The organism is Stagnimonas sp. FW305-C-60 (genome assembly GCF_058782965.1).
This window is the reverse complement of sequence record NZ_JBYSYF010000003.1, coordinates 176,992-199,586: the sequence shown is the minus strand read 5'-3', so window position 1 is coordinate 199,586 and position 22,595 is coordinate 176,992. Positions and strand designations below refer to the sequence as shown.

25 protein-coding genes are annotated in these 22,595 nt (G+C 67.9%); 10 read left to right on the top strand and 15 right to left on the bottom strand.

All coding sequences use genetic code 11. The features are described 5' to 3' along the window. Positions 1 to 58: 58 nt before the first annotated feature. From AC3WT6_RS12895 to AC3WT6_RS12885, 3 genes are all read left to right on the top strand, one after another. Positions 59 to 1,000 (top strand): CE1 family esterase, encoded by a 942-nt coding sequence (locus AC3WT6_RS12895; protein WP_492654008.1) that lies wholly within the window; start codon positions 59 to 61, stop codon positions 998 to 1,000. Further along, positions 997 to 2,244, top strand: a complete 1,248-nt coding sequence (locus tag AC3WT6_RS12890) for a hypothetical protein (protein ID WP_492654007.1) — start codon at positions 997 to 999, stop codon at positions 2,242 to 2,244. The genes AC3WT6_RS12895 and AC3WT6_RS12890 overlap by 4 nt, the downstream gene beginning before the upstream one ends. Before the next feature lie 88 nt (positions 2,245 to 2,332). After that, complete coding sequence (locus AC3WT6_RS12885; protein WP_492654006.1) at positions 2,333 to 3,133, top strand: hypothetical protein; 801 nt, start codon at positions 2,333 to 2,335, stop codon at positions 3,131 to 3,133. 69 nt (positions 3,134 to 3,202) lie between these two features. Here AC3WT6_RS12885 and AC3WT6_RS12880 read toward each other — a convergent pair whose 3' ends face one another. The 4 genes from AC3WT6_RS12880 to AC3WT6_RS12865 form a co-directional block, all read right to left on the bottom strand. Further along, on the bottom strand, positions 3,203 to 4,711 hold the full coding sequence (locus AC3WT6_RS12880) for a sigma-54 interaction domain-containing protein (RefSeq protein WP_492654005.1): 1,509 nt from the start codon (positions 4,709 to 4,711) through the stop codon (positions 3,203 to 3,205). Next, on the bottom strand, positions 4,712 to 5,098 hold the full coding sequence (locus AC3WT6_RS12875) for a response regulator (RefSeq protein ID WP_492654004.1): 387 nt from the start codon (positions 5,096 to 5,098) through the stop codon (positions 4,712 to 4,714). It abuts the gene before it with no gap. Positions 5,099 to 5,145: 47 nt separating this feature from the next. After that, positions 5,146 to 6,612 carry an RNA polymerase factor sigma-54 gene (gene rpoN, locus AC3WT6_RS12870; protein WP_492654003.1) on the bottom strand — a complete coding sequence of 489 codons (1,467 nt, stop codon included), beginning with the start codon at positions 6,610 to 6,612 and terminating at the stop codon, positions 5,146 to 5,148. A 188-nt stretch (positions 6,613 to 6,800) separates the two neighbouring features. Next, complete coding sequence (locus AC3WT6_RS12865; RefSeq protein WP_492654002.1) at positions 6,801 to 7,457, bottom strand: response regulator; 657 nt, start codon at positions 7,455 to 7,457, stop codon at positions 6,801 to 6,803. 119 nt (positions 7,458 to 7,576) lie between these two features. Here AC3WT6_RS12865 and msrB point away from each other — a divergent pair, with 119 nt between their 5' ends. Further along, a complete protein-coding gene (msrB, locus tag AC3WT6_RS12860) occupies positions 7,577 to 8,008 on the top strand; it encodes a peptide-methionine (R)-S-oxide reductase MsrB (RefSeq protein ID WP_492654001.1) in 432 nt (143 codons plus the stop codon). A gap of 38 nt (positions 8,009 to 8,046) precedes the next feature. On the opposite strand, the gene AC3WT6_RS12855 is transcribed toward msrB, so the two are convergent. The 9 genes from AC3WT6_RS12855 to flgG all read right to left on the bottom strand — a co-directional run bounded on the left by AC3WT6_RS12855 (position 8,047) and on the right by flgG (position 16,113). Further along, the gene (locus AC3WT6_RS12855; RefSeq protein ID WP_492654000.1) at positions 8,047 to 8,613 is read right to left on the bottom strand and encodes a PilZ domain-containing protein; all 567 of its coding nucleotides are present in this window, start codon (positions 8,611 to 8,613) and stop codon (positions 8,047 to 8,049) included. 9 nt (positions 8,614 to 8,622) lie between these two features. Continuing rightward, positions 8,623 to 9,051: a flagellar export chaperone FliS gene (gene fliS / locus AC3WT6_RS12850; RefSeq protein WP_492653999.1), complete on the bottom strand. Its 429-nt coding sequence runs from the start codon at positions 9,049 to 9,051 to the stop codon at positions 8,623 to 8,625. A 129-nt stretch (positions 9,052 to 9,180) separates the two neighbouring features. Continuing rightward, a complete protein-coding gene (fliD, locus tag AC3WT6_RS12845; protein ID WP_492653998.1) occupies positions 9,181 to 10,539 on the bottom strand; it encodes a flagellar filament capping protein FliD in 1,359 nt (452 codons plus the stop codon). A 19-nt stretch (positions 10,540 to 10,558) separates the two neighbouring features. Continuing rightward, the gene (locus AC3WT6_RS12840; protein ID WP_492653997.1) at positions 10,559 to 10,927 is read right to left on the bottom strand and encodes a flagellar protein FlaG; all 369 of its coding nucleotides are present in this window, start codon (positions 10,925 to 10,927) and stop codon (positions 10,559 to 10,561) included. Positions 10,928 to 11,006: 79 nt separating this feature from the next. Beyond that, positions 11,007 to 12,167 (bottom strand): flagellin, encoded by a 1,161-nt coding sequence (locus AC3WT6_RS12835; RefSeq protein WP_492653996.1) that lies wholly within the window; start codon positions 12,165 to 12,167, stop codon positions 11,007 to 11,009. Positions 12,168 to 12,372: 205 nt separating this feature from the next. Beyond that, the gene (gene flgJ, locus AC3WT6_RS12830) at positions 12,373 to 13,314 is read right to left on the bottom strand and encodes a flagellar assembly peptidoglycan hydrolase FlgJ (RefSeq protein ID WP_492653995.1); all 942 of its coding nucleotides are present in this window, start codon (positions 13,312 to 13,314) and stop codon (positions 12,373 to 12,375) included. A gap of 5 nt (positions 13,315 to 13,319) precedes the next feature. Further along, complete coding sequence (locus AC3WT6_RS12825; RefSeq protein WP_492653994.1) at positions 13,320 to 14,480, bottom strand: flagellar basal body P-ring protein FlgI; 1,161 nt, start codon at positions 14,478 to 14,480, stop codon at positions 13,320 to 13,322. Positions 14,481 to 14,615: 135 nt separating this feature from the next. Further along, a complete protein-coding gene (gene flgH, locus AC3WT6_RS12820) occupies positions 14,616 to 15,308 on the bottom strand; it encodes a flagellar basal body L-ring protein FlgH (protein WP_492653993.1) in 693 nt (230 codons plus the stop codon). Between the two features lie 19 nt (positions 15,309 to 15,327). Then, positions 15,328 to 16,113: a flagellar basal-body rod protein FlgG gene (gene flgG, locus AC3WT6_RS12815; RefSeq protein WP_492653992.1), complete on the bottom strand. Its 786-nt coding sequence runs from the start codon at positions 16,111 to 16,113 to the stop codon at positions 15,328 to 15,330. A gap of 155 nt (positions 16,114 to 16,268) precedes the next feature. On the opposite strand from flgG, the gene flgA reads away from it, so the two are divergent. Genes flgA through AC3WT6_RS12790 form a run of 5 tightly spaced genes read left to right on the top strand, consistent with a single transcriptional unit; the run spans position 16,269 to position 18,594 of the window. After that, positions 16,269 to 16,913, top strand: a complete 645-nt coding sequence (gene flgA, locus AC3WT6_RS12810; protein ID WP_492653991.1) for a flagellar basal body P-ring formation chaperone FlgA — start codon at positions 16,269 to 16,271, stop codon at positions 16,911 to 16,913. Then, a complete protein-coding gene (locus AC3WT6_RS12805; protein WP_492653990.1) occupies positions 16,910 to 17,065 on the top strand; it encodes a hypothetical protein in 156 nt (51 codons plus the stop codon). The genes flgA and AC3WT6_RS12805 overlap by 4 nt, the downstream gene beginning before the upstream one ends. Further along, on the top strand, positions 17,062 to 17,367 hold the full coding sequence (gene flgM, locus AC3WT6_RS12800; protein ID WP_492653989.1) for a flagellar biosynthesis anti-sigma factor FlgM: 306 nt from the start codon (positions 17,062 to 17,064) through the stop codon (positions 17,365 to 17,367). The genes AC3WT6_RS12805 and flgM overlap by 4 nt, the downstream gene beginning before the upstream one ends. A gap of 13 nt (positions 17,368 to 17,380) precedes the next feature. Further along, positions 17,381 to 17,845 (top strand): flagellar export chaperone FlgN, encoded by a 465-nt coding sequence (gene flgN / locus AC3WT6_RS12795; RefSeq protein WP_492653988.1) that lies wholly within the window; start codon positions 17,381 to 17,383, stop codon positions 17,843 to 17,845. Beyond that, positions 17,842 to 18,594 (top strand): flagellar brake protein, encoded by a 753-nt coding sequence (locus AC3WT6_RS12790; RefSeq protein ID WP_492653987.1) that lies wholly within the window; start codon positions 17,842 to 17,844, stop codon positions 18,592 to 18,594. The genes flgN and AC3WT6_RS12790 overlap by 4 nt, the downstream gene beginning before the upstream one ends. Positions 18,595 to 18,660: 66 nt before the next feature. On the opposite strand, the gene ald is transcribed toward AC3WT6_RS12790, so the two are convergent. Then, the gene (gene ald, locus AC3WT6_RS12785; protein WP_492653986.1) at positions 18,661 to 19,779 is read right to left on the bottom strand and encodes an alanine dehydrogenase; all 1,119 of its coding nucleotides are present in this window, start codon (positions 19,777 to 19,779) and stop codon (positions 18,661 to 18,663) included. A 95-nt stretch (positions 19,780 to 19,874) separates the two neighbouring features. On the opposite strand from ald, the gene AC3WT6_RS12780 reads away from it, so the two are divergent. After that, positions 19,875 to 20,219: a hypothetical protein gene (locus tag AC3WT6_RS12780; RefSeq protein WP_492653985.1), complete on the top strand. Its 345-nt coding sequence runs from the start codon at positions 19,875 to 19,877 to the stop codon at positions 20,217 to 20,219. A 22-nt stretch (positions 20,220 to 20,241) separates the two neighbouring features. Here AC3WT6_RS12780 and AC3WT6_RS12775 read toward each other — a convergent pair whose 3' ends face one another. Further along, positions 20,242 to 22,362 carry a hypothetical protein gene (locus AC3WT6_RS12775; protein WP_492653984.1) on the bottom strand — a complete coding sequence of 707 codons (2,121 nt, stop codon included), beginning with the start codon at positions 22,360 to 22,362 and terminating at the stop codon, positions 20,242 to 20,244. Positions 22,363 to 22,595 lie beyond the last annotated feature (233 nt).

Here is a 22,595-nt window from a genome sequence, read left to right as displayed (position 1 = left end):
CTGAATTCCACTTCATGACTGCGCCGCGAAAGCACAAGGAATTGCCGAGGAGATGTACATGCTGTTCGCTAGTCGTCCGCGAAGGATCGCGGGCTTGCTGCTGGCCCTCGCCAGTCTGCTGACCACCGCCCCGGCGCAGGCGGTTTCCTTCCTGCCCTGGGAAAACGTCCGCGCCTACTACGAGGCCTTCGAGTTTGGCGGCATCACCCGCACCGTCGGCTTTCTGGCGCCGGCCAATCCGCGGCCGAACTCGCCCGCGGTCATCGTGCTGCACTACAACCTCGGCCCCTCGGCGACCATGGCCAACCTCACCGAGGTTGGCGAGTTTGCCCGCGACAAGGGCGCCTTCGTGATCCTGCCCGAGGCCCACGACCTGACCTGGTCGCACGCGCCCAACGATACCGACCCCACCGACGATTCCGGCTATCTCAACGCCCTGATCGACAGCCTGGTGGCGCGCTACCCCATCGACCCCAAGCGCATCTACATGACCGGCTACTCGCAGGGCGGCAACATGACCGTGCGCTTCGCCTGCGATCACCCGGAAAAGATCGCCGCCGGGGCGGTGATCGCCGCCACCATGCGCAAATCCCTGGAACGGGTCTGCGCACCCTCGGTGCCGACGCCAATGGTGTTCTTCAACGGCACCGCCGACGATCAGGTGCCCTACAACGTCGGCCTGCTCTCCTTGCAGCGCGATCTCACCGGCGTCGGCGCCCTGCCCGCGCAGGACGCCGCCAAGTGGTGGGCCGACGCCAATGGCTGCCCCGGCACCACCACCCGCAGCAACCTGCCGGCGCCGATCGCCGATGGCACCAGCGTCTACGTCGACCGCTATACCGACTGCCCACCCGGCCGCGGCGCGGCGATCTACACCATCGTCGAGGGCGGCCATAACTGGCCCGGCGCGCTGGACTTCGTGCCGCGCACCGGCCTGACCACCCAGAACATCCGCGCCAACCAAGAAATGTGGCAGTTCTTCGAAGGGTTCAGCCGATGAGCCGCCTCGCTTCACCCCGTTCCACCACCGCGCTGCTGGCGCTGCTGCTCAGCGCCTGTGGCGGCAGCAGCGGTGACGCCGCCAGCGCCCGTGCCGGTGGCGGCGCGGAAAAGCAGATCAACCAGTACAGCCAGCGCGATCAGCAGCGCCCGGTCGCCAGCGGCAACGCCCAGGGCCAGGGCGTGGTGGTCTGGGAGAGCTTTGGCCAGGACGGCAGTCACCTCGGCATCTACGGCCGCCGCCTGCACAACGGCCAGCCGGTCGGCGACGAGTTCCAGGTCAATACCTACACCGTCAGCCGGCAGAGCTTTGCCAATGTCAGCATGAATGCCCACGGTGATTTCGTGGCGGTCTGGCGCAGCTCGCTGCAAGGCAGCCCCGGCGGCAACATCTACGCCCAGCGCTACGCCGCCGACGGCAGCCGGGTTGGTGCCGAGTTTCTGGTCGGCCCCGGCGATTCCAATCTCGACTCGCAGTCGGAGCCGCAGGTGGCGCTGGCCGACAGCGGCGAGTTCGTGGTCGCCTTCAGCAATCGCGAACTCAACCAGGTGGCCACCACGCTAGGCCGCAACGATCTGGAAACCCGCTTCGTGCAACTGCGCATCTACGCCGCCGACGGCAGTGCGCGCACCGACCCGATCACCGCCTCCGATGCCAACGTCGACGGCAGCCCGCGCTTTCCCCGTGTCGGCCTGGATGCCAGCGGCAAGATCGTGCTGATCTGGATCAACGGCACCCAGGTACGCGCCCGTCACTACGACCTCGCCGGCACGGCCCTGAGCGCCGCCTACAACGTCAACCAGACCAGCGCCGACAGCGCCGTCGACCAGCCCTCGCTGGCGGTACGTCCGGACGGCCGCTTTGCGGTCGCCTGGGAGGCCTTTACCTACGGCAATGTGCCGCAGGGCATCCAGATGCAGCGCTACTCGGCGCCGCAACTCACCGATGGCCCGGTGCTGACCGTGGCCTCGCCCGGCGCCGGGCTGATCGAACGCAGCTCGCTGAGCCTGAGCTCGGCCGGTGACTACCTGCTCGCCGCCCAGGCGCAGGACCAGACCAGCCTGGCGGTGGTCGGCAGCGGCGGCGATCAGCGCGGGCCACTGCGCTTCAGCAGCCCCGGCTATGCCTGCCTGTTCCCGACGGTGGCGATGTCCAGCGCCGGCAAGGCCCTGGTGGCTTGGCAGAGTTTTGGTCAGGACGGCGATGGCCGCGGCATCTACGGTCGCGAGATCGACATCCCTTGAGCAAGCGCCGCGGCCCCAGCAGCGGGGCCGCGGTTTCAATCCCGGGCACCGCACGAGTGTCCGTTCAACTATGGAAGGTGGGAGGACTATGAACAAACTCTTGAAGACCGCCGCAGGCGGCCTGGTCGCCGGCGCACTTGCCGCGCTGCCGGCAGCCGCGCGAGACAACGACCCGCAGCTGGGCACCTATCTGATCTGGAAGTTCGGCGCGCAGGCCTCGCCGCAGGCCAGCGACCGCTTCCACTACGGCCTAAGGCTGGACTACGACGCCTATGCCGCCCAGACCCGCGGCCTACCGCCGATGCTGCGGATCAATGTCAGCACTAGCGGCCTCGATACCTACCTCAACGGCAGCAGCCTACGCGGCATGGCGCTGCGCATGCAGCAGGCCGAAGGACTCAGCCTGGGGACCATGCTGACCGCCGCCGGCGCGGTCGTGGTCGGCGTCGGTACTGTTGTCCTAGTCACCGACGAGGCCACCAAGGATGATCCGGCGCCGGCCGCCGGCACTTCCTCGGGCAGCGGTTCTTCCAGCGGTGGCTCGTCCAGTGGGTCCGGCAGCAGCTCGGGCAGCAGTTCCAGCGGCTCGTCGTCGGGCAGCGGGTCTTCCGGCAGTGGCTCGTCGGGGAGTGGTTCCTCCAGCGGCGGCTCGACCAGCGGCAGCTCCTCCGGTAGCGGCTCCAGCAGCGGTGGCTCGACCAGCGGCAGCAGCTCTTCCGGCAGCGGCTCCAGCAGTGGTTCGGGCACCGGCATCCCGCTCGGTGGCACCGGCTACAACGGTCGCCAGGCGGCGCCGGAACTGGATCAGTCGGAGATGCGCGGCATCAGCCCCGAATACCAGCAGTGGCTGGACGGCGGCAGCGGCCACATGGGCGATCTCGGCCGCTAAAGACACCGCGCGGCAAAAAAAAGGGGAGCGCCTGGCGCTCCCCTTTTTGCTGCCGGCTCCAGCCCGCCATCAACCCAGTTCGCTGGCGCTGCCCACCTCGGCATCCTCGCGTTGCAGGCCGTACTTGCGCAGCTTTTCGACCAGGGTGGTGCGCCGGGTATTGAGCAGCTTGGCGGCATGCGCCACCACCCCGCCCGACTGCGCCAGCGCCTGCTTGATCAGGCTCGACTCGATGTGCTCGATGTGATCCTTGAGATCAACGCCAGCCGGTGGCAGCAGCGGCTCGCTGCGCGCGGCAGGCATCAGCGACGGCAGATGCAGGTCGCGCAGCACGCCGACCTCGCCCGACCTCGGCAAGGGCTCATTGGCCGGCGCAGCCAGCTCGATGGCGACTGGCTCAGCCAGCTCCGCCGCCGCATCCAGCGGCGCCGGGCGGTAGCGCGCCGGCAGATCCTGCGGCCTAACCACCGCACCCGGATGCAGCACCGCCAGACGCTCGACCAAGTTGGAGAGCTCGCGGACATTACCCGGCCAGTGGTAGCCGCGCAGCACGTTCACCGCCTCCGGCGCCAGCCGCACGCTGCCGCGACCGGAGCGCTCCAGCTGACCGATCAGGTCTTCGAGCAGCAGCGGCAGGTCTTCGAGCCGCTCGCGCAGTGGCGGCGTCTCGATCGGGAAGACATTGAGGCGGTAGTAGAGATCCTCGCGGAAACTGCCCTTGACGATGCCCTCTTCGAGATTGCGGTGGGTGGCGGCGATCACCCGCACGTCGCAGCGCTGGCTGCGGGTGCCGCCGACGCGCTCGAAGCTACGCTCCTGCAGGGCGCGCAGGATCTTCACCTGCATCGGCAGACTCATGTCGCCGATCTCGTCGAGGAACAAAGTGCCGCCATCGGCCAGCTCGAAACGGCCCTTGCGGGCGGTGATGGCACCGGTGAAGGCACCCTTCTCGTGGCCGAACAGCTCGCTCTCCAAGAGCTCCGCCGGAATCGCGCCGCAGTTGACCGCCACGAAGGGTTTGTCCTTACGCGGCGACTGGCAGTGGACGGCGCGCGCCACCACTTCCTTGCCGGTGCCGGACTCGCCGGTGATCAGCACCGTGGTGTCGAAGCCGGCCACCTGCTCGATCATCCGCCGCACCCGGCGGATCGCCGGCGAGTTGCCGGTGGGGCCGCGCGAGGCGACCTGCTCGGCAGTCTCGCGCTCCATGCGGGTGAGGCCGGCACGCTTCAACACCTCGTTGAGCTGCGCGTACTTCACCGGGTAGTCGATCGGCAGACAAGCCGACTCGTGCAAGTCGAAACGAGCCGCACCCTGAGCATGGTGCTCGGGCAGCAGCAGCAGCGGCGGGTGCAGGTGATCGCGCTTGAGCCAGTCGACGAAGGTCGGCAACGCGGCCGGGTCCAGCAGCTTGCCGACGATCACCGCCAGCCAGTCGGCCGGCTTGGCGCCGGAGGCGGCGATCTGGCCACAGCTCTCCATCCGCATCGGCTGGTAGTCGATGAACTGCAACAGGCCGCGCAGGGTCTCCGCGCGCTCCTCGTTGGCGTCGAGGATCAGTATCCGTGACTCGGCCATTTAGCCCTCCTGCCGGATGAATTGCTGGAGTCCGTCGAGTACGCCATCCAAAGTCTTGTCAAAGTCCTGCTTGGAAAGAAAACCATCGGCACCGGCGCGGGCGGAGTGCTCGCGGTGCTCGGCGTCGTCGTGATGCGAGGTGATCAGGATCAGCGGCGGATCATCCTGCGCCTTGATCAGCCGGGTGGCCTGCAGCCCCCCCATGCCGGGCATCGACAGATCCATGAGAATCAGCTCTGGCTTCAGGCTCTCGGCCAGCCGCACCGCGTCATAGCCATTGAACCCGCGACCGACCACCTTGATCCGCGGGTTGCCTTGCAGCAGATGGCCGGCGAGCACCAGGAAGGCCTCGTTGTCGTCCACCAGCAGTGTCTTGAGTTGGTGCATTGCCACTCCAGAGTAGTAGGAATTCAGAGACGTCCGCCTCGGTGCGTTCAGACCACCTTCGCACCGCGCCCGCCTACTGCCAGGGAATTCTTGCGCTCCGGAGCCGCGGCGATCTTCATGACGTCCCGATACTTCGCCACGGTGCGCCGAGCCACGCGAACTCCCTGTCTCGCCAAGATTGCGCTGATTGCACCGTCACACAAGGGCTTGACCGGATTTTCGGTATCAACCAACTGACGAATCATGGCCCGCACCGCCACGCCCGAAGCTTCGGACTCGCCGCCGGCCAGCGACACGCTGAAGAAGTGCTTGAGCTCGAACAGACCCCAGGGAGTCAGCACGAACTTGGCGGTGGTGACCCGGGAAACGGTGGATTCGTGCATCTGGATGCTCTGCGCCACCTCGCGCAGGGTCAGCGGTTTCATGCCCACCTCGCCACGGCGAAGGAACTCGCTCTGCCGCTCGAAGATCACCTTGGCGGTCTTCAGCAGGGTTTCGTGGCGCATCTCCAGGCCGCGCACCAGCCAGCGCGCCTCGTTGAGCTTGTCCTTGATGCCGCGCGAACCGCCGTTGCCCAGCACCTGCTCGTAGAGCCGGTTCAGGCGCACCCGCGGCAACGTGGCTGGATTCAGCTCCACCTTCCAGGCGCCGGGGCTGCCGCTGACCAGGAGGTCCGGCGTCAGATAGCGATTGTCGTCCTGTTCGAGATCCAGGCCCGGCTTGGGGTCGAGCTGGCGGATCAGCTCGCGGGCGGCGGCGAACTGCTCGGGGCTCGCACCCAGGCGCTGGCGCAGGGCTTCGAGATCACGGCCGGCCAGCTCCTGCAGATGCTCCATCACCAGCCGCTCGGCCAAATTGCGGCCCGGGGTGCCGACCCGCACCTCGGCCAGCTGCAGCAGCAGGCATTCGCGCAGGTCGCGGGCGGCAAAGCCGGTCGGCGCCAGCCGGCGGATGCGCGCCAGAGCCCGCCGCAGCACACTCAATTCCAGCCCGGTCGCGGCCTGCAACTCGGCGCCGCTGGCGCGCAGGTAGCCGGCGTCGTCGATGCGTTCCAGGATCGCGATCACCGCGCGCGCCTCGTCGCGGTCCTCGACTTCCGCGGTCAGCTCCGCTTCCAGGCGGGCGCGCAGGCCGGCGCCGGGGGCGACCGCCTGGCGCATCGGGCTGTCGTCGTCCTCGCTGTCGCCACTGGCCGCACTCCAGGCCTCGGCCACCGCGAAGCTGTCATCGACATCCACCTCGCTCAGCGGCGCCGGTGCCGCCACCGCCTCAAGCGGGCTCTCGGCAACCTGGGCAACGTGCTCGCCGACCAGCTCGGCCTCGCTGGCCAGCTGGGCGCTCAACTCCACCGGCGCCGGCTCGGGATCGTTCTCCAGCAGGGGATTGCTGTCCAGCGCCTGGGCCACCTCCTGCTCCAGTTCCTGGGACGACAATTGCAGCAGGCGGATCGACTGCACCAGCTGCGGCGACAGACTCATCTGCTGGCTGACGTGGAGCTTGAGGTTGGCTTTCATCTGGCGTTCTCCGAAGGGTTATCGGCGTCACCGCGCCGTTTGCTGTGCCAGCATCATTGAGCCGGCGGAGAAACCCAGACATAGGAACGTTCCTGACCTCACGTAAGGAAATTCCCGACAGCCGTCAAAACTTCGTCTACTGCCTCCCAGCAGCGGTTTTCATCAACAACGACAGCCAGTTACCGCACTCAGGAAACCTCGCCGGAGTCGATGGCGTCCTTGATCGCATAGCGCATGAGGGCATTGACGCCGTACAGCCCGAGAGTCTGCGCCATTCGCGCTCTATGGGTCTCTACCGTCTTCGCCGATACGCCCATCAACGCGGCAATCTCCTTGGTCGATTTGCCGCGCGCCATCAGCCGCAATACCTGCCGCTGGCGCGCGGTCAGCTCGTTCTGACCCAGGCCCTCGGCGCGCAGCCGGCGCTCGAAGGCGGCGCCGGAAACCTTGGGGCTCAGGTAGTGCTGGCCCTTGGTCAGGGCGCGCAGCGCCAGACTCAGCTCCAGCGGTTCGCCGTCCTTGACGACATAGCCGGCGGCGCCGTGCTGCATGGCCTGGCGCACATGGCTGGGCTCGCTGCGTGCGGTGAGGAACAGCACCGCCACCTCCGGGTAGTGACGACGGATCTGCTGGTTGACCTCCAGACCGCTGATGCGGTGCAAGGCGATGTCGGTGATCACCAGGTCCGGACGCAGGCGCGAAACCAGCTCCAGCAGCTCCTGGCCATCGCCGGTCTCGGCCAGCACCTCGACTCGCGGGTTGTGGATGTCTTCCAGCAGGCGGCGCACACCGGCGCGCACCAGGCCGAGCTCGTCGGCGAGAATCAAACGTAGATGGGGGCGCATCCGGACAGTGTAGGGAGACCGGACTCAGGCCGCGCAAGTCGTAAGCAATGCGGTACACCCGCCCGGCGCGAACGGCGGCATCATGGGCGCCCAGCCACCACCACCCCGGAACCACCGCCATGCGCCCAGATCCCGTCGAAAAGCTGCACAAGACCGAAGCCGAGTGGCGAGCCTTGCTGAGCCCGGCGCAGTTCCGGGTACTGCGCGGTGAAGGCACCGAGGTCTGCGGCACCCATCCGTTCAACCACGAGAAGCGCGCGGGCAGCTTCGTCTGCGCCGGCTGCTTTCTGCCGCTGTTCGTGTCCGACAGCAAGTTCGAGAGCGGCACCGGCTGGCCCAGCTTCTACGAGCCCCTGCCCGGCCGGCTGGAGACCAAGGTCGACCACCACATCGGCTATCCGCGCACCGAATACCACTGCGCGCGCTGCGGCGGCCACCAGGGTCATGTCTTCGAGGATGGGCCGCGCCCTACCGGCCTGCGCTATTGCAACAACGGCGAAGCGCTGCTGTTTGTGCCCGCCGGCGAACCGCTGCCGGAACTGCGGACCTAGACCTTGCTTATTCCGGAGTGATCGCCGCGGCGCAAGGCTCAACCGCGCCGCAGCTGTCGCGCTTCCGCCAGCTCGCGGCGGTGGCGCAGGAACACCAGCTTTTCCAGCGCGGCAGTCAGCGCCTCCGGCAGCCCCTCGAAAGCGGCATCGACGCTGGCCTGCGCCTCGCCGCCCACCGCCAGCACCCGCGCCGGTAGCCGCAGCGGCTCCGGGCAGGCCGGGTGCAGCCAGAGCTCGACCATGCCCAGACTGCCAAGCGCCGGCGGCGTCTGCGTCTGCCAGCGCAGGCCGGCGGCAGTGAGCCGCACCGGCACCGCCTTGGGCAGGGCCAGCTGGGCGCGGATCAGGCTGCCGACCATCTCCATCAGCAGCTGCACCTTCTGGTGCAGGCGCGCGACCTCGGCCTCAACGCCACCGGCCTCCTCGGCCTGCGGCCTGGTGTGCTCTTCCAGCACCGCGACCGTGGCCAGCACGCGCAGCGCCTCGCTCTGCTGCAGTGGATCGAACTCCGTCGTCTCTGGACACCAACGCAGTGGCAGCGGTCGCACCGCCGCCGGCGCGGTCTCGAGCGTGGTTCCCAGGCTGCCGGCGTCGCCGCGGTCCATGGCGCGGTCTCAGGCAGCGGCGCCCAGCGCCTGGGTGGTCACCGCGCGGATCTCGTTGCTGGCCAGCGAATCCCAGCCGGCCTTGATCTGGCCCAGCAACTCACCCACCTCGTCGAGCAGGCTGGGATCGTTGCTGGCGTTGGCCTGGGCCAGACGGCGGACGATGTAGTCGTAGAGGCGATCGAGATTGGCCGCCAGCTCGCCACCCGCGGACTTGTCCAGCGAAATCTGGAGGTGCTCGACGATGGCGACGGCGGCGCTGATCCGGCGCGCCTTCTCGCCCATCTCGCCGCGACTCATCGCCCCGCGGGCGATGGCGATGCGCTCCAGGGCACCGGCCAGGCACATCTCGATGAGCTTGTGCGGACTGGCGGTGAACACCGCGGAGGCGTTGGTCTGCTGATACTGCCGGAGCAGTGGATTGAAAGGGCTGGCCATGGTCGGGACTCCGTCGTTGTGCCTCTGTCTCCTGCATCGGCGCAGCGGAGCCGAACTTGAGAGCAAAAATCACCGAGACCGGCACAAAAAAGCCGGCCCCAGGGCCGGCTTGACGCCACAGGTTCGAGACTAGTTGTAGGTCGGCAGGTTGGCCAGCTGCTGGGTGAGGTAACTGCTGGTGGTGTTGAGCTTGCTGATCAGGCTGTCGAGGGCGACAAACTGCGCCTGGTAGCGCGCCTTGACCTTCTCCATGCGCAGATCGAGCGCGTCCCGCTGCTTTTCGATGTCGTCGATGCGTTCCTGCGCGGAACTCTGCCTGGCCTTGATGCGACCGTCGCTGGCCAGATAGGGGTCGGCCAGCGTGTAGATCTGGCCGCCGATGCCGTCCTTGCCTAGCAGCTTGGACACCGATGGGCCATCGCCCTCCAAAGCCGCGCTGAGTTTGGTGGAGTCGATCTTCAGCGAGCCATCGGTGCCGAAGCTGACGCCGATCTGCGACAGCTGGCTGTAAGTGCCGTTGCCGGACTGGGTCGCGCTGATGGTCACCCTTAGCTCCTGCGCGGCGGCGCGCAGCATGGCGTCGCCGAGCAGGGGGCCGGCATCGGATGTCGCCGCGTTGTAGCGCGACAGCGTGGCGATGGTGGCATTGAGCGCGTTGTAGCGGGTCACGAAGGTCTCCACCGCAGTCTTGGCGGCGGCGGAGTCGCGGCTGACGTCGATCCCGAGCTGCTTGCCGACCTCGGCCTTGGTGGCGGTGATGGTGAGACCGTCGATGGCGGTCTCGAACACGTTGTCGCTGCTCTCGAAGTCGTAGCCGTCGAGGCGGATCTTGGCGTTCTGCGCCGGGTCCACCTGGCTCAGGCCGCCGACTCCGGGGTAGACCAGCCCATCGAGCGCGGTCTCGCCGACGCCATGACTGACCGTCAGCGCGCCATCGGCGCCGGTCTGGGTGGAGGTCAGGGTCAGGCGCACGCCGCTGCTGGTGTTCAGCAGCGAAGCCCGCACGCCCTTGTTGTCGCTGGCGTTGTTGATCGCGTCGCGAATGCCGGCGAGCGTCGCGTGCTCGCTGTCGAGCGTCACGTTGAAGCTCTTGCTGCCGACGCCGATGGTCAAGCTGCCCTCGCCCACATGGGTGTCGGCGGAGGCGAAGGTGCCGCTGGCCAGCTTGTGCGCCTTGGCCAGCTGCACCACCTCCAGGCTATAGGCGCCGGCCGCCGCGCCACTGCCGGCGGTGACGGTCGCATAGCCGGTTTCCGATACCGAAGCCTTCAGTGTCGCGGAGCCGCCATCGCGCAGCGCCTTGGCGGCGTCTTGCAGACTGGCCAGCGCCGATCGAAACGTCCCGAACGACGACAACTGCGTCTGCGCCTTCTCCTGCGCAGTCGTCAACCGCGCCGCCGGCGCCTGCCGCTCGGAGGCCACCAGCTGGCTGACCAGACTGTTGATATCCAGGCCCGAGCCCAAGCCGGTGGAGGTAATGCTTGCCATGGGGACTCCTTACTCCGCTTCAGGCCTGCTGGGACAGCAGGCCGGTATTGCTGCCTTCGAGATAGCGGGCGATGCGCAGCGCCTCCTCGGATGGCATCTGCCGCAGCACCTGACCGCTCTCGGCATCGACGATGCTGACCACCACCCGCCCGGCCTCGTCGTCGATTTTGAAATGCAGGTCGGTACGCGAGCGGCCGACGTACTGATTCAACTCCGAAACCGCCGCCTGCAGCGCATCCGTCGAACCGGCGGTATTGGCCGGCGGATCGCTGACCGGCGGCGTCTCGCTGGCCGACAGGGGCCGTAGCGCCACCGGGCGCACCACGGACAAAACCGGGACTATGCCCGGCGTGACCGCTTGCAAACTGGACATCGAATTGCTGGACATGGCCTGACGCCTCCCGTCCTGTGAACCACCGCATCCGGAAAGCGGCGCCGGATCTGCTCCGGCGCCGCTTCCTGGCTACTTAGCCGCGGAGCAGGGACATCACGTTCTGCGGCGCCGAGTTGGCCTGCGAGAGCATCGCGGTACCGGCCTGCTGGAGGATCTGGCCGCGGGTGAGGGCGGCAGTTTCCTTGGCAAAGTCGGCGTCCTGGATGCGGCTGCGTGCGGCGGAGAGGTTTTCGCTCTGGGTCGCCAGGCTGGCCACCACCGAGCCGAAGCGGCTCTGGTAGGCACCGAGGCTGGCGCGAGCGGTGTTGACCGCCGACAGCGCGGCATCCATCGACTGCATCGCCGTGTCGGCACCCGCGACGCTGGACAGATCCAGCGAGGCAAAGCCGGTGCTGGTGGTCGTCGCGGTGGTGGCGGCGGTGAGGCCGGTGGTGGCCAGCGTGGAGGACGCACCCGCATGGGCGACCGTGATGCCGGTGCCGCTGGTGGACACCAGGGTCACCGTGGTGGCGGTCTCGTTGATCGCGTAGACACCGGTCTGGTCGGAGACCGAGTTCACCGCGTCGCGGATGCCGCCGGCACGCTCGCTGGCGGAGGTCGCCAGGGCCACCGCGCCGACGCTGATCGCGCCGTTGCCGTTGCCGCCGTCGATGGTCAGATCACCGGCGGTGATCGCCGTGAAGGCCGTCGCCGCCACACCGGTAACCTCGGCGCGGCTGTAAGTGCCCAGGGCGCTGGCGTTGGCGTTGACGATGGAAGCGATGTCCACCGTCTCGCCGGCGTTGGCGCCGACCTGGAAGGACTGGTTGGTGAAGGAGCCGTCGAGCAGCTTCACACCGTTGAAGCTGGTCTGGCCGGCGACGCGGTTGATTTCCGACATCAGCTGCTGGGCTTCGGTGTTGAGCGCGGTGCGGTCGGTCTGGCTGTTGGTGGCGTTGCGGCTCTGCACCGCCAGCTCACGGATGCGCTGCAGGTTGTTGGTCACTTCGGTCAGCGCGCCTTCGGCGGTCTGCGCCAGCGAGATGCCGTCGTTGGCATTGCGCGAGGCCTGGTCGAGGCCGCGGATCTGCGAGGTCATGCGCTCGGAAATGGCGAGGCCGGCGGCATCGTCCTTGGCGCTGTTGATGCGCAGGCCTGAGGACAGGCGCTGCAGGGAGGTGCTCAGGCTGGACTGCGAGGCGTTGAGGTTGCGCTGCGCGTTCAGCGAGGCGACGTTGGTGTTGATAGCTTGCATGGGACGACTCCTGGTTGATCGTGCCGGCAGCGGTTGCGCCGGAGTGTTGCTGCTACGAGGTGAAAGGTCTTGAGGCTTCGGTGGCCGGCTTCCCGTTCCACCGCTTCACTGCCCTTAGCGCCCGCTTGCTGACTTTCTTGAGGGCGGTGCTGGCAGGACCGATGAGTGGCATAACGAAACCGGTGAGCGGCGCACAGGCGGTAAATCAGGCGGCGCGCAGGCGACGCACGCGCTCGATCACGCCCAGCAGCTTGCTGGCGTAGCGCGGATCGGTGGCATAGCCGGCCTTCTGCAGACCCTGCGCGAACTGTGCGGCGTCACCACCGTGTGCCAGCGCCTGCGCGTAGCGCGGATTGCCGCGCAGGAAGCGCACGTAGTCGGCAAGGCTCTCGTCGGCGCTGTCGTAGCGGCGGAAGTCCGCGCGCTCGCTGCGCTCGACACCGGCGCGCACCTCGCGGGTCTCGCTGCTGGCCTTGGCACCGCGCCAGCCGGCATCGGCCTTGATGCCGAACAGGTTGTTGCTGTCGCCGGCCGGCTGGTGCCGGCCCCAGCCGGTTTCCAGTGCGGCATGACCGACCACCACTTCGGTGGGCAGGCCCAGTTCGCGCGCCGCCGCCTCGGCCTGCGGCCAGACCTGGCGAATGAACTGGTCGGGGTCGGCCGCGGCTGCCTCCTCCCCCCGCTCGCGGGGGGAGGCCGGGAGGGGGGCGGCGCTAGCGTTGCAGACAGAGGCGGCGTCAGCAGCAGCGGCAGGCGTACGCCCCCACCCCGGCCCTCCCCCGTAAACGGGGGAGGGAGTTCTGTCTGGCAGGGCGGGATTCAGGGGCGGCGATATGGCTTCACCCTGCTGCCCGCTCAGCTGTCGCACCAGTTGGTCGGCGATACCCAGACCACGGCCGGCGCTGAGCTGCTGGGCCATCTGCTGGTCGAACAAGTCCTTGTAGGTATCGGCACCCGGCCCGCCGGCGAGATCGTCGCCGAGACCGGCGGCGCGCGCCGACTTCAGCACCTGCTGCATCAGCAGCGCCTCGAACTGGCGCGCCACCGCGCGCAGGGTTTCGGGATCGCGGCCACCGCCGGCCGCCTTCGCCTTCAGGGCGTTGAGGCCGGCGAAATCGGTGACGGTGTTTTCCGGGCGCAGGGCCATCGGCGCTAGATGATCAGCAGCTCGGCGCGCAGCGCGCCGGCTTCCTTCAGGGCTTCGAGGATGGCGACCAGATCACCCGGCGCGGCACCCACCTGATTGACCGCACGGACGATCTCGTCGAGGGAGACCCCGGCGTCGAACTTGAACATGCGGCCGCTGCCTTGGCTGACGTCGATGCTGGACTGCGGCGCCGCCACCGTCTGGCCATTGGAGAAGGCACCGGGCTGGCTCACCGCGGTGCGCTCGGTGATGGTCACCGACAGCGAGCCGTGGGTAACCGCCGCTGGCATCACCCGCACCTCGGAGCCGATCACCACCGTGCCGGTGCGCGAGTTGACGATCACCTTGGCGGCGGCCACACCCGGCTGCACGTCGAGATTCTCCAGCGCAGCGACGAAGCTGGTGCGCTGGCCGGGGTCGGCCGGCGCGCGCACCGCCACCGTCACCGAGTCCAGCGCCTGCGCGCTGTCGGCGCCGAGCAGGCCGTTGACCACTTCGGCGAGGCGCGTCGCGGTGGTGAAGTCGGCCTCGCGCAGATTGAGCCGGATCTCCGGCGCCGCGCTCCAGGCGGTGGGCGCGGCGCGCTCGACATTGGCGCCGTTGGGGATACGGCCGGCGCTGGGGATATTGATGGAGATGCGCGAACCGTCCTTGCCGTTCACGCCCAGGCCGCCGACCACCAGATTGCCCTGTGCCAGCGCATAGACCTCGCCGTCCGGTCCCTTCAGCGGCGTCATCAGCAGCGCGCCGCCGCGCAGCGAACCGGCGTTGGCGATGGACGACACGGTGACATCGATGCTCTGCCCCGGCTTGGCGAAGGCCGGCAACTCGGCATGCACCGCCACCGCCGCGACGTTCTTGAGTTGTGGATTGACGCCCGGAGGCACGGTAACGCCCAGTTGCTGCAACAGCGCCTTGAGGCTTTGCACGGTGAACGGCGCCTGCGAGGTCTGATCGCCGGTGCCGTCCAGGCCCACCACCAAGCCGTAGCCGATCAGCGCGTTGCCGCGTACGCCGGCGACACTGGCGAGATCCTTGATGCGCTCGGCGCGAGCCGACTGCACTCCCAGCAACATCAGCAACAGCACCAGCAGCGCGATCTGCAGCGGACGCGGCAGACGCGGACGCTGGCGGCGGGAAGGCAGGTATTCGGGGATTACGGCCATGCGGACTCTCCTTCAAAGCGAATCACAACTCCCTCCCCCGCCTGCGGGGGAGGGTTGGGGTGGGGGCGGTCGACCGTGCGGCGCTGGCAACGCCCCCATCCCGGCCTTCCCCCGCTCGCGGGGGAAGGAGAAAAGCTAGAACGGCATCCAGGGCGAGTTAAAGAAGCGTTGCAACCAGCCCTGGGCATTGGCGTCGGCCAGCGCGCCTTTACCCTGGTAGCTGATGCGCGCCTCGGCGATGCGGTCGGAGGTGACGGTGTTGGCCGGGGTGATGTCGGCGCTGCGCACCAGGCCTTCGAGCTGCATAAGCTCCTCGCCCTGGTTCAGCCGCAGGCGCTTGTCGCCGCGCACCCGCAGAACCCCATTGGGCAGGCGCTCGACGACGGTGACGGTGAGGCTGCCGGAAAGCTTGTTGCTCTGGGCGGTGGCGCCGGAGCCGTCGAAGTTGTTCTTGCCGGAGATGCCGGTGTCGAAATTGAGCGGCTGACCGAAGGCGGTGATGTCGCCCAGCTCGACGCCGCTGGACTTGCTGGTGCTGGTGGTGGCGCTCTTGCTGGCCTGGGTGCTCTCGATCAGCAGCACGGTCAGGAGATCACCGACACCGCGCGCCTTGGTGTCTTCGAACAGGGCCAGGCCGCGATTGGGGGTATAGAGCGAGCCTTCGCTGCCGGCGACGGCCGTCGCGGGCGCAACCACGATCTGCGGCGGCGGCATGCGCCCTTCCGGGATCGGCCCGGCGGCGCAGCCGGCGAGCAACAGCAGCGCCAGCATCAATAGCAGCAGGCTGCCGCCGGCGTTGATGCCGAAGAACAGAGTGGGACTTTTCACGGCGCGCTCCTGCCGAGGCCTAGAGATGGTTGGTGACGAACTGCAGCATCTGGTCGGTGGTGGAGATCGCCTTGGAGTTCATCTCGTAGGCGCGCTGGGTTTCGATCATGCTCACCAGCTCTTCCACCACGTTGACGTTGCTGGCCTCCAGCGAGCCTTGACTCAAGGTGCCGAAGCCGCTGCTGCCGGCGGTGCCGGTCTGCGGCGCGCCGCTGGCGGCGGTCTCCACATAGAGGTTCTCGCCGCGCGCCAAGAGACCCGCTGGGTTGATGAAGTCGGCGATCTGGATCTGCCCCACCTGGGTCGGCGCCGCCTGGCCGGCCAGGGTGGCGCTGACCGTGCCGTCGGCGCCGACGCTGACGCTCTGCGCTCCCTGCGGGATGGTGATCGAGGGTTGCAGCCGGTAGCCGCCGCTGGTCACCAGCTCGCCGTCCGGACTGAGCCGGAACGAGCCATCGCGGGTGTAGGCGACGCTGCCATCCGGCTGCTGGATCTGGAAGAAGCCGCGACCGCTGATGGCGATATCCAGGCTGTTGCCGGTCTGCTGGAGATTGCCCTGGGTGAAATTCTTTTCGGTCGCCACCACCCGCACGCCGGTGCCGAGGGTGAGCCCGGTGGGCGCGACGCTGTCCTGGGTCACCGCCGAGCCGGGCGCGGTGCGGGTCTGGTAGAGCAGGTCCTCGAACGCCGCCCGGCCCTTCTTGAAACCGGTGGTGTTGACGTTGGCCAGATTGTTGGAGACCACGGCCATGCGCGTCTGCTGCGCATCGAGGCCGGTCTTGGCGATCCAGAGGGCGGGATTCATGGCTACTCCTGTTGCGGGCGTAGAAAAACGCCGGGTGGACGCCCCGCTCCAAGTTCCGGACCAGCCCCCGCGGCAAGGCCGTCGCAAACCCGGCGCCCGGAGCTGGCACGCGGACTGCACGGTGGGGGTCTGCCGATCTCCTTTAACGGACCGCCATGCGTCTGCTGCTTGCCCTCTGCTGCTCCCTTCTCGCCTCGCCGCTATGGGCGGCCGATGCCTTGGCGGCGGCGCGGACGGCATTGCTGGAGCGCTGGCCGGACGCCGTCATCGCCGCTCCCGCCGAGGCCCTGCCTGCCTGCGCTGGCCAGGTCAGCGCCGAGGCCCCCGGCGCCCTGCGCGAGGGACGCGCCCAGCTGCGCCTGCGCTGCGAGGGCAACCCCGGCTGGACCCGCTTTGTCAGCCTGCAAGTGCAGCGCCCCGGCCAGGTGCTGGTGCTGCGCCGCGCACTCGCGCGCGGCGAGGCCTTGAGCGCCGAGCTGCTCTACGTCGAAGCGCGGGATCTCGCCCGCTTGCCGGGCGGCCTGCTCAACCAGCCGGAACAGGCGCTAGGCCAGCTGGCGCGCCGCGCCCTACCCGCCGGCAGCCTGCTCAGTCAGGACCAGCTGATGCCGCCGCTGGCGATCCGCCGCGGCGACAGCGTCACCCTGGTCGGCTATGCCGCCGGTCTGGAGGTGCGCGCCGTCGGAGAGGCTTTGGCCGACGCCGCCGAGGGCGCGCGCCTGAAAGTGCGCAACCGCGATTCCCGCCGGGTGGTGGAAGGCCTGGCACGCAGTGGCGGCAAGGTGGAGATCGCGCCATGAAAACCGGACTCAATGCGGTCGGCGTCAAATTTCACGCACCGGGTCTGTCCCCGCCGCGACATTTTTTTGTCGCCGGCCCTCAAGTTTGTATTTTTGCCGCCGATAGCCGGCTCAATGGCCCAGTCCGGGCCCTGATGGGAGTCAAGCCATGAGCCAACGCATCGACGGCAACGCCACCAATCCGGTGGCCGATCTGTACCGGACGACCGCGCGGAATGCGGCCGGCTCGTCGTCCTCCGCTCCGGTTGCGGCCACCGCCGCCACCGATACTGTCCGCCTGACCGGCGACGCCGTAAGCCTGCACCAGCTCGACAAGACGCTGGCTGGCATTCCGGCGGTCGACCAGGGGCGCGTGGCCGCAATCAAGCAGGCGCTGTCGGAGGGTCGCTACGCACTCGACCCCGCCGCCATCGCCGACCGGCTCAGCCATTTCGAATGGCAGCTGGACAGCTAGCGACCCCGAACGCATGACCGACTCCAGCGATGCCACCACTCCCAACTCTGTGCCCTCGCTGCTCGACGCGCAGATTCTTTGCGCGCGCGGTCTACAGGACATCCTCGACGCCGAAACCCAGGCGCTGCTGGCCGCCGATCTGAACGCGCTGGCCGAGCTGGTGCAGCGCAAGCAACAGGCCGCCGAACAGCTGGAGCACCTGAGCCGCGCGCTGGCGCAAGCCACCGGCGGCGCGCCCGAGCGGCTGATCCCCAGCCTGGGCGACAACGCCAGCGCCCGCTGGCAGACGCTGCGCGACACCGCCGAGCTGCTGCGCAAGGTCAATCTCCACAACGGTGCCCTGCTCAACGAGCGTCAGGCGCGGCTGCGCTGGATCGCCCACCAGGCCGGCCTGGAGCAGGCGCCGGCGGTATACGGGCCAGGCCCGCGTGGCGGCGCCCGTCCCTCGGGTCTGGGCCGGCACCTGGCCCAGGCATGAACCTCGCGCCCAACAGCACGGCTGGCAGCGCCACCACCGGCCTGAACCCGGCGCCAGCGGCCCGCTGGCTGGAAGGCGCGGTGGAACTCGCGCCGCTGCTGTTGCGCGCCGGCGAGCTGCGCCCGCTGCTGGCGGTGGGCGCTGCCGGCGGCGCGGCGCGCAATTCGCTGCTGCTGCATGTCGATCTGATCGACCAGACGCTGCTGATCGACCCGCCGCAGCCGCCCTTGCTGGAGCCGCTGCCGGCGCGTCTGGCGCTGTCCACCCGCATCGACGGCGGCGCGCTCGACTTTGCCGCCGACCTCATTGGCAGCAGCCAGTTCGAGGGCGAGCCCGCCCTGCGGCTGCGCTGGCCCAGCCGCGCGCGCTATCTGCAGAGACGCGGCGCCTACCGGCTGGACATACCCAGGGACATTCCCGCGCCCAGCCTGCGCTTCGAGACCGAGGCGTTGCGCTTTGCCGGCACCCTGGTCGACCTCTCGCGCCAAGGCGCGGGCGCGCTGGTGCCCAGCTCGGCGCCGATACAGGAAGGCACGCTGCTGCAATGCAATCTGCAGATCGCCGAGCTGGAGATCTACGCCGAGGTGGAGGTGCGCTCGCGCCTCAACCGCCTGGATCGCGCGCGCATGGGCCTGCGCTTCGCGCGCCTCTCGGCCGCGTCGGCCGAGCGCCTCTCGGCCGCGGTCGCGCGGCTGGAACGTCTGCAACTGCGCCGCGCCGCCGAGCGCCGCACCCGCCTGGGGTTTTAAATCAAAACCTCCCTCCCCCGCTTGCGGGGGAGGGTCGGGTTGGGGGCGCGCACTAGCAGCCCGACTTCAGCCCTTCAGCGCTTCCAGCGCCGGCTGGTACTCATAGCCCAACACCTCCGCCACCGCCTTGTAGGTCACCCGACCCTGGTGGACGTTGAGGCCTTCGCGCAGGTTGGCGTCGTCGATCAGTGCCTTGCGGTAGCCCTTGTTGGCGAGCGCGATGGCATAGGGCAGCGTGGCATTGGTAAGCGCGAAGGTGGAAGTGCGCGCGACACCGCCCGGCATGTTGGCGACGCAGTAGTGGACGATGTCCTCTTCCACATAGGTGGGGTTCTGGTGGGTGGTGGCGCGCGAGGTTTCGAAGCAGCCGCCCTGGTCGATGGCGACATCGACGATCACCGTGCCCGGCTTCATGTGCCGCAGCATCGCGCGGGTCACCAGCTTGGGCGCGGCCGCGCCCGGCACCAGCACCGCACCGATCACCAGATCGGCGTCGGCGATGCAGGCTTCCAGCGCGTCGGCGGTGGAGTACAGGGTCTTCAGACGACCTTCGAACACCGTGTCCAGCCAGCCCAGACGCGGCAGCGAGCGATCGAGGATGGTCACCTTCGCGCCCATGCCCACCGCCACCCGCGCGGCGTTGTAGCCGACCACGCCGCCGCCGATCACCACCACATCGGCCGGCTCCACCCCGGGCACACCGCCCATCAACACACCGTTGCCGCCCTGCGCCTTTTCCATCGCATGGGCGCCGGCCTGGATCGACATGCGCCCAGCCACCTCGCTCATCGGCGCCAGCAGCGGCAGGCCGCCGCGGCCGTCGGTGACCGTCTCGTAGGCGATGGCGATGCAGCCGGAGTCGATCAGGCCCTGGGTCTGCTTCGGGTCCGGCGCCAGGTGCAGGTAGGTGAACAGCACCTGGCCCTTGCGCAGCAGCTGGCATTCCACCGGCTGCGGCTCCTTGACCTTGATGACCATCTCGGCGCGGGCGAAGACCTCGGCGGCGGTATCGACGATCTCGGCACCGGCCGCGACATAGGCGGCGTCGGCGAGGCCAATGCCCAGGCCCGCGCCTTTCTGGATGAGGATCTCGTGACCGTGGGCTCGCAGCTCGCGGACGCCGGCCGGTGTGAGGCCGACGCGATACTCGTGATTCTTGATCTCTTTGGGGGTTCCGATACGCATGGTATGACTCGATGGAGGAGGCCAGGAGGCCGATGCGTGGCAGTTTATTCCCAGGCTGGCTAACCTGCCCGGCCCTTCCAGCCCTGCCGCCAACCATGTCCAAACCCAAGCTCACCGCCCTGCCCGCCACACTGTTCCTGGTCAGCTTGGGCTTGAGCCTGCACTACGGTAATGCGTGGTGGCGGCTGCCGGTCTACAGCGAGGCCGAGATCAGCCAGTCGGTGGAACTCAATCTGGCTCTGGACCTTCAGCGAGAGAATCGCGAACAGCCCGCCAACGATAGCGAGCTGGCCAAGCGACGCGAACAGTTGCGCGCTGAGGTGTTGGCGCTGGTAGATGCCGAGAAAAAAGAAAAGCAGTCCGGCCTCACGGCCGGACTGCTGATGTTGACTCTTTCCCTCGGCTATTTCGTCTGGCTATCGCGCGCTCGGTCGAAGTAAGACCACCGAAGTCTGGCAAGGCCTAGGGGTTGATGGGGATGATCTCGGTAGTGATCAGCCCACTAGGAGCCGTCACGTTGATGAACAAGTTGCCCCTGCCAGCCGAGGTACCGCCCAGCAGCGTGAACAGATACGCGTTGCTGCAGGGCTTCTCGATGCTGTCGGGTTGGGTATAGCTCGCCGGATCAGCCACCGAACCGTAGGTGGTAGTTACCGAAATGGTGGTACCGGCCGCCATGCAGTTCTCGGCAGTATCCCGAGCAATCACCTTGATGGCATTGCTTTCATTTACCGGCAAGAGGATGCTGTCCTTATCGGTCAGGATCACGGCGCTGGAACTAGACATGACGATGATCTGCGAGCCACGCACGTTCAGCGTCGGCGGCGCCGGCGGATTGGGCGAGGTCGAGCAATTGCCGTTGCAGAGAGTGCCGGTGAACTTGCCGTCCTTGGCGGTCGGCGAGTTGCCGCCACTGCCGTCGAAGTCGACATAGGTCTCGAATGCGGAGTCGAAGACACCGTTCTCATTGGCATCGGTAAACGCCTCGCCGAGGTCCACGAACGGCTCTGGGCTGTCGTACTGACCGTTGCTGTTGCTGTCGGTGAAGCTCTCTTCACCGATGGCCGTCGCCAGGATGGTGTAGCGGTGATCGTCGCAGCCCAGAGCGGTGTTGGTACTGGTCGAGGTGTAGGTGCCGCAGCTATTGGCGGTATTCACCGCCGTGCCATTGGCACTGAGTTGATCGGTACGCGGCTCCTGGCTGGAGAACACAACGGAGCAGACACCACCGCTGGTCTCACAGCGCGGCTGGATGGAACCGCCTTCGGTGGTGAACAGCACCGCCGTGCCATCCGGCACCGGATTGTTGAAGCGGTCGGACAGGCGCGCGTTCACCGTGGTGGTGATGCCGTCGCGACTGTCGGCGTCGATGTTGTGGGTGGTAACACTCAGCGAGAAGCTGTTCTGGTCCGGAATGGTGGTGGAGATCGTGAGCTGCTCGGACTGGCTACTGATGGTCTGTCCGCCGCCGCCGGTGGCGGTGGCGGTGACGCGCACCGGTGTCGCCACCGAACCGGCATTCACCACCGTCTGCACAAATCCCTGGGCGTCGGTCTGCGCCGTGGCCGGCGTGCGGGTGATGCCGCCGACGGTGGTATTGAGTGCGAAGCTCACATCGACGCCAGAGGGTGCCGGACCGCCGGAAGCGTCGAACAGCTGGAACTTGACGATGGAGGTTTCCTGCAGGCCCGAACCCTTGAGGCCAATGGTTTTTGGCGTGGCGGAGTCGAATTTGATGCTGCCCAGCGCCGCCGGCTGCACGGTGAGCGTGCCGCTGGCAGTCAAGGTGCTGCCATTGGCCAGCGAAGCCCTGGCGGTCACGGTGTCGTTGCCGTTGCAACCCTTGGCGATGTAGGTGGCATCCAGTGCGCCGCCGGTGATGCTGGTGGCGGAGGTCACGCTGGCTCGGCCGGCACTGATACAGGGCGAGCTGAAGCTGATGCCGGGCGTCTGGGTGGTCAGCGCCGCGTTATTGTCGTTGCGATCAACAAAGTCCAGATGCAGTGAAGTGCTACCGCCGGCCGCCAGCGTGGCCTGGCCGATGCCCAGCACCTGATCGGCATAGGCACTGCCAGTGCCGTTGCCCAGCCCTGGAGCGACCACTGCGGGATTGGTGGGCGCCACCACTTGGATGGCAACGGCCGACGGCGTGGCGGTGAGCGTACCGGCCTTGGCGGTGACATTGATGGTGCGCACCGAGGTGTCGCCACCTGTGGTGAGCACGGCGGTAGCAGTGCCAGTGGCGTCGGTGGTCGCGCTGGTGACTGTGACCGCGCCACTGGTGGCGGTGAAGGCGACGGTCACACCCGCCAGGGTGTTGCTGTTGGCGTCGGTGGCGATGGCACTGAAAGTAATGCCCTCCGACTGGGTATCGGCATCGGACGGCAGCGCCGTCGCGGAGCTGACCAGACGCAGATTCGCAGGCGTGATGGCGGTGCCGCCGGAGCTGGTCCCGCCCGAGCTGGTGCCGCCGGAACTACTGCCGCCGCTGCCGTCGCTGAAGCCCCCGCCGCCGCCACAGGCCGAAATAAGCAGTGCGCACAGACCTGCAATCGCCGCGTTCCCTAAACCGAGCTTGCGCATGGCACTCCCTACTCGCCGCCGCTGCGGCGTGGCTGATATCGCTTGGATGCTAACCGGGAAAACCAATCGAAACAAGCAAATCCGCATCAAACTCGAAGCAATTTCGCAAGTCTGGCCCAGGCCGGTTTTTGACCACCCGCGACAGCAGGCACGAGGCCGATTGATCAAGTCTTGCCGCCGCGAGCAACTGGCGCGGCGCTGGTTTGCCAGCGGGGTCGCGCCGGCGTCGCCGC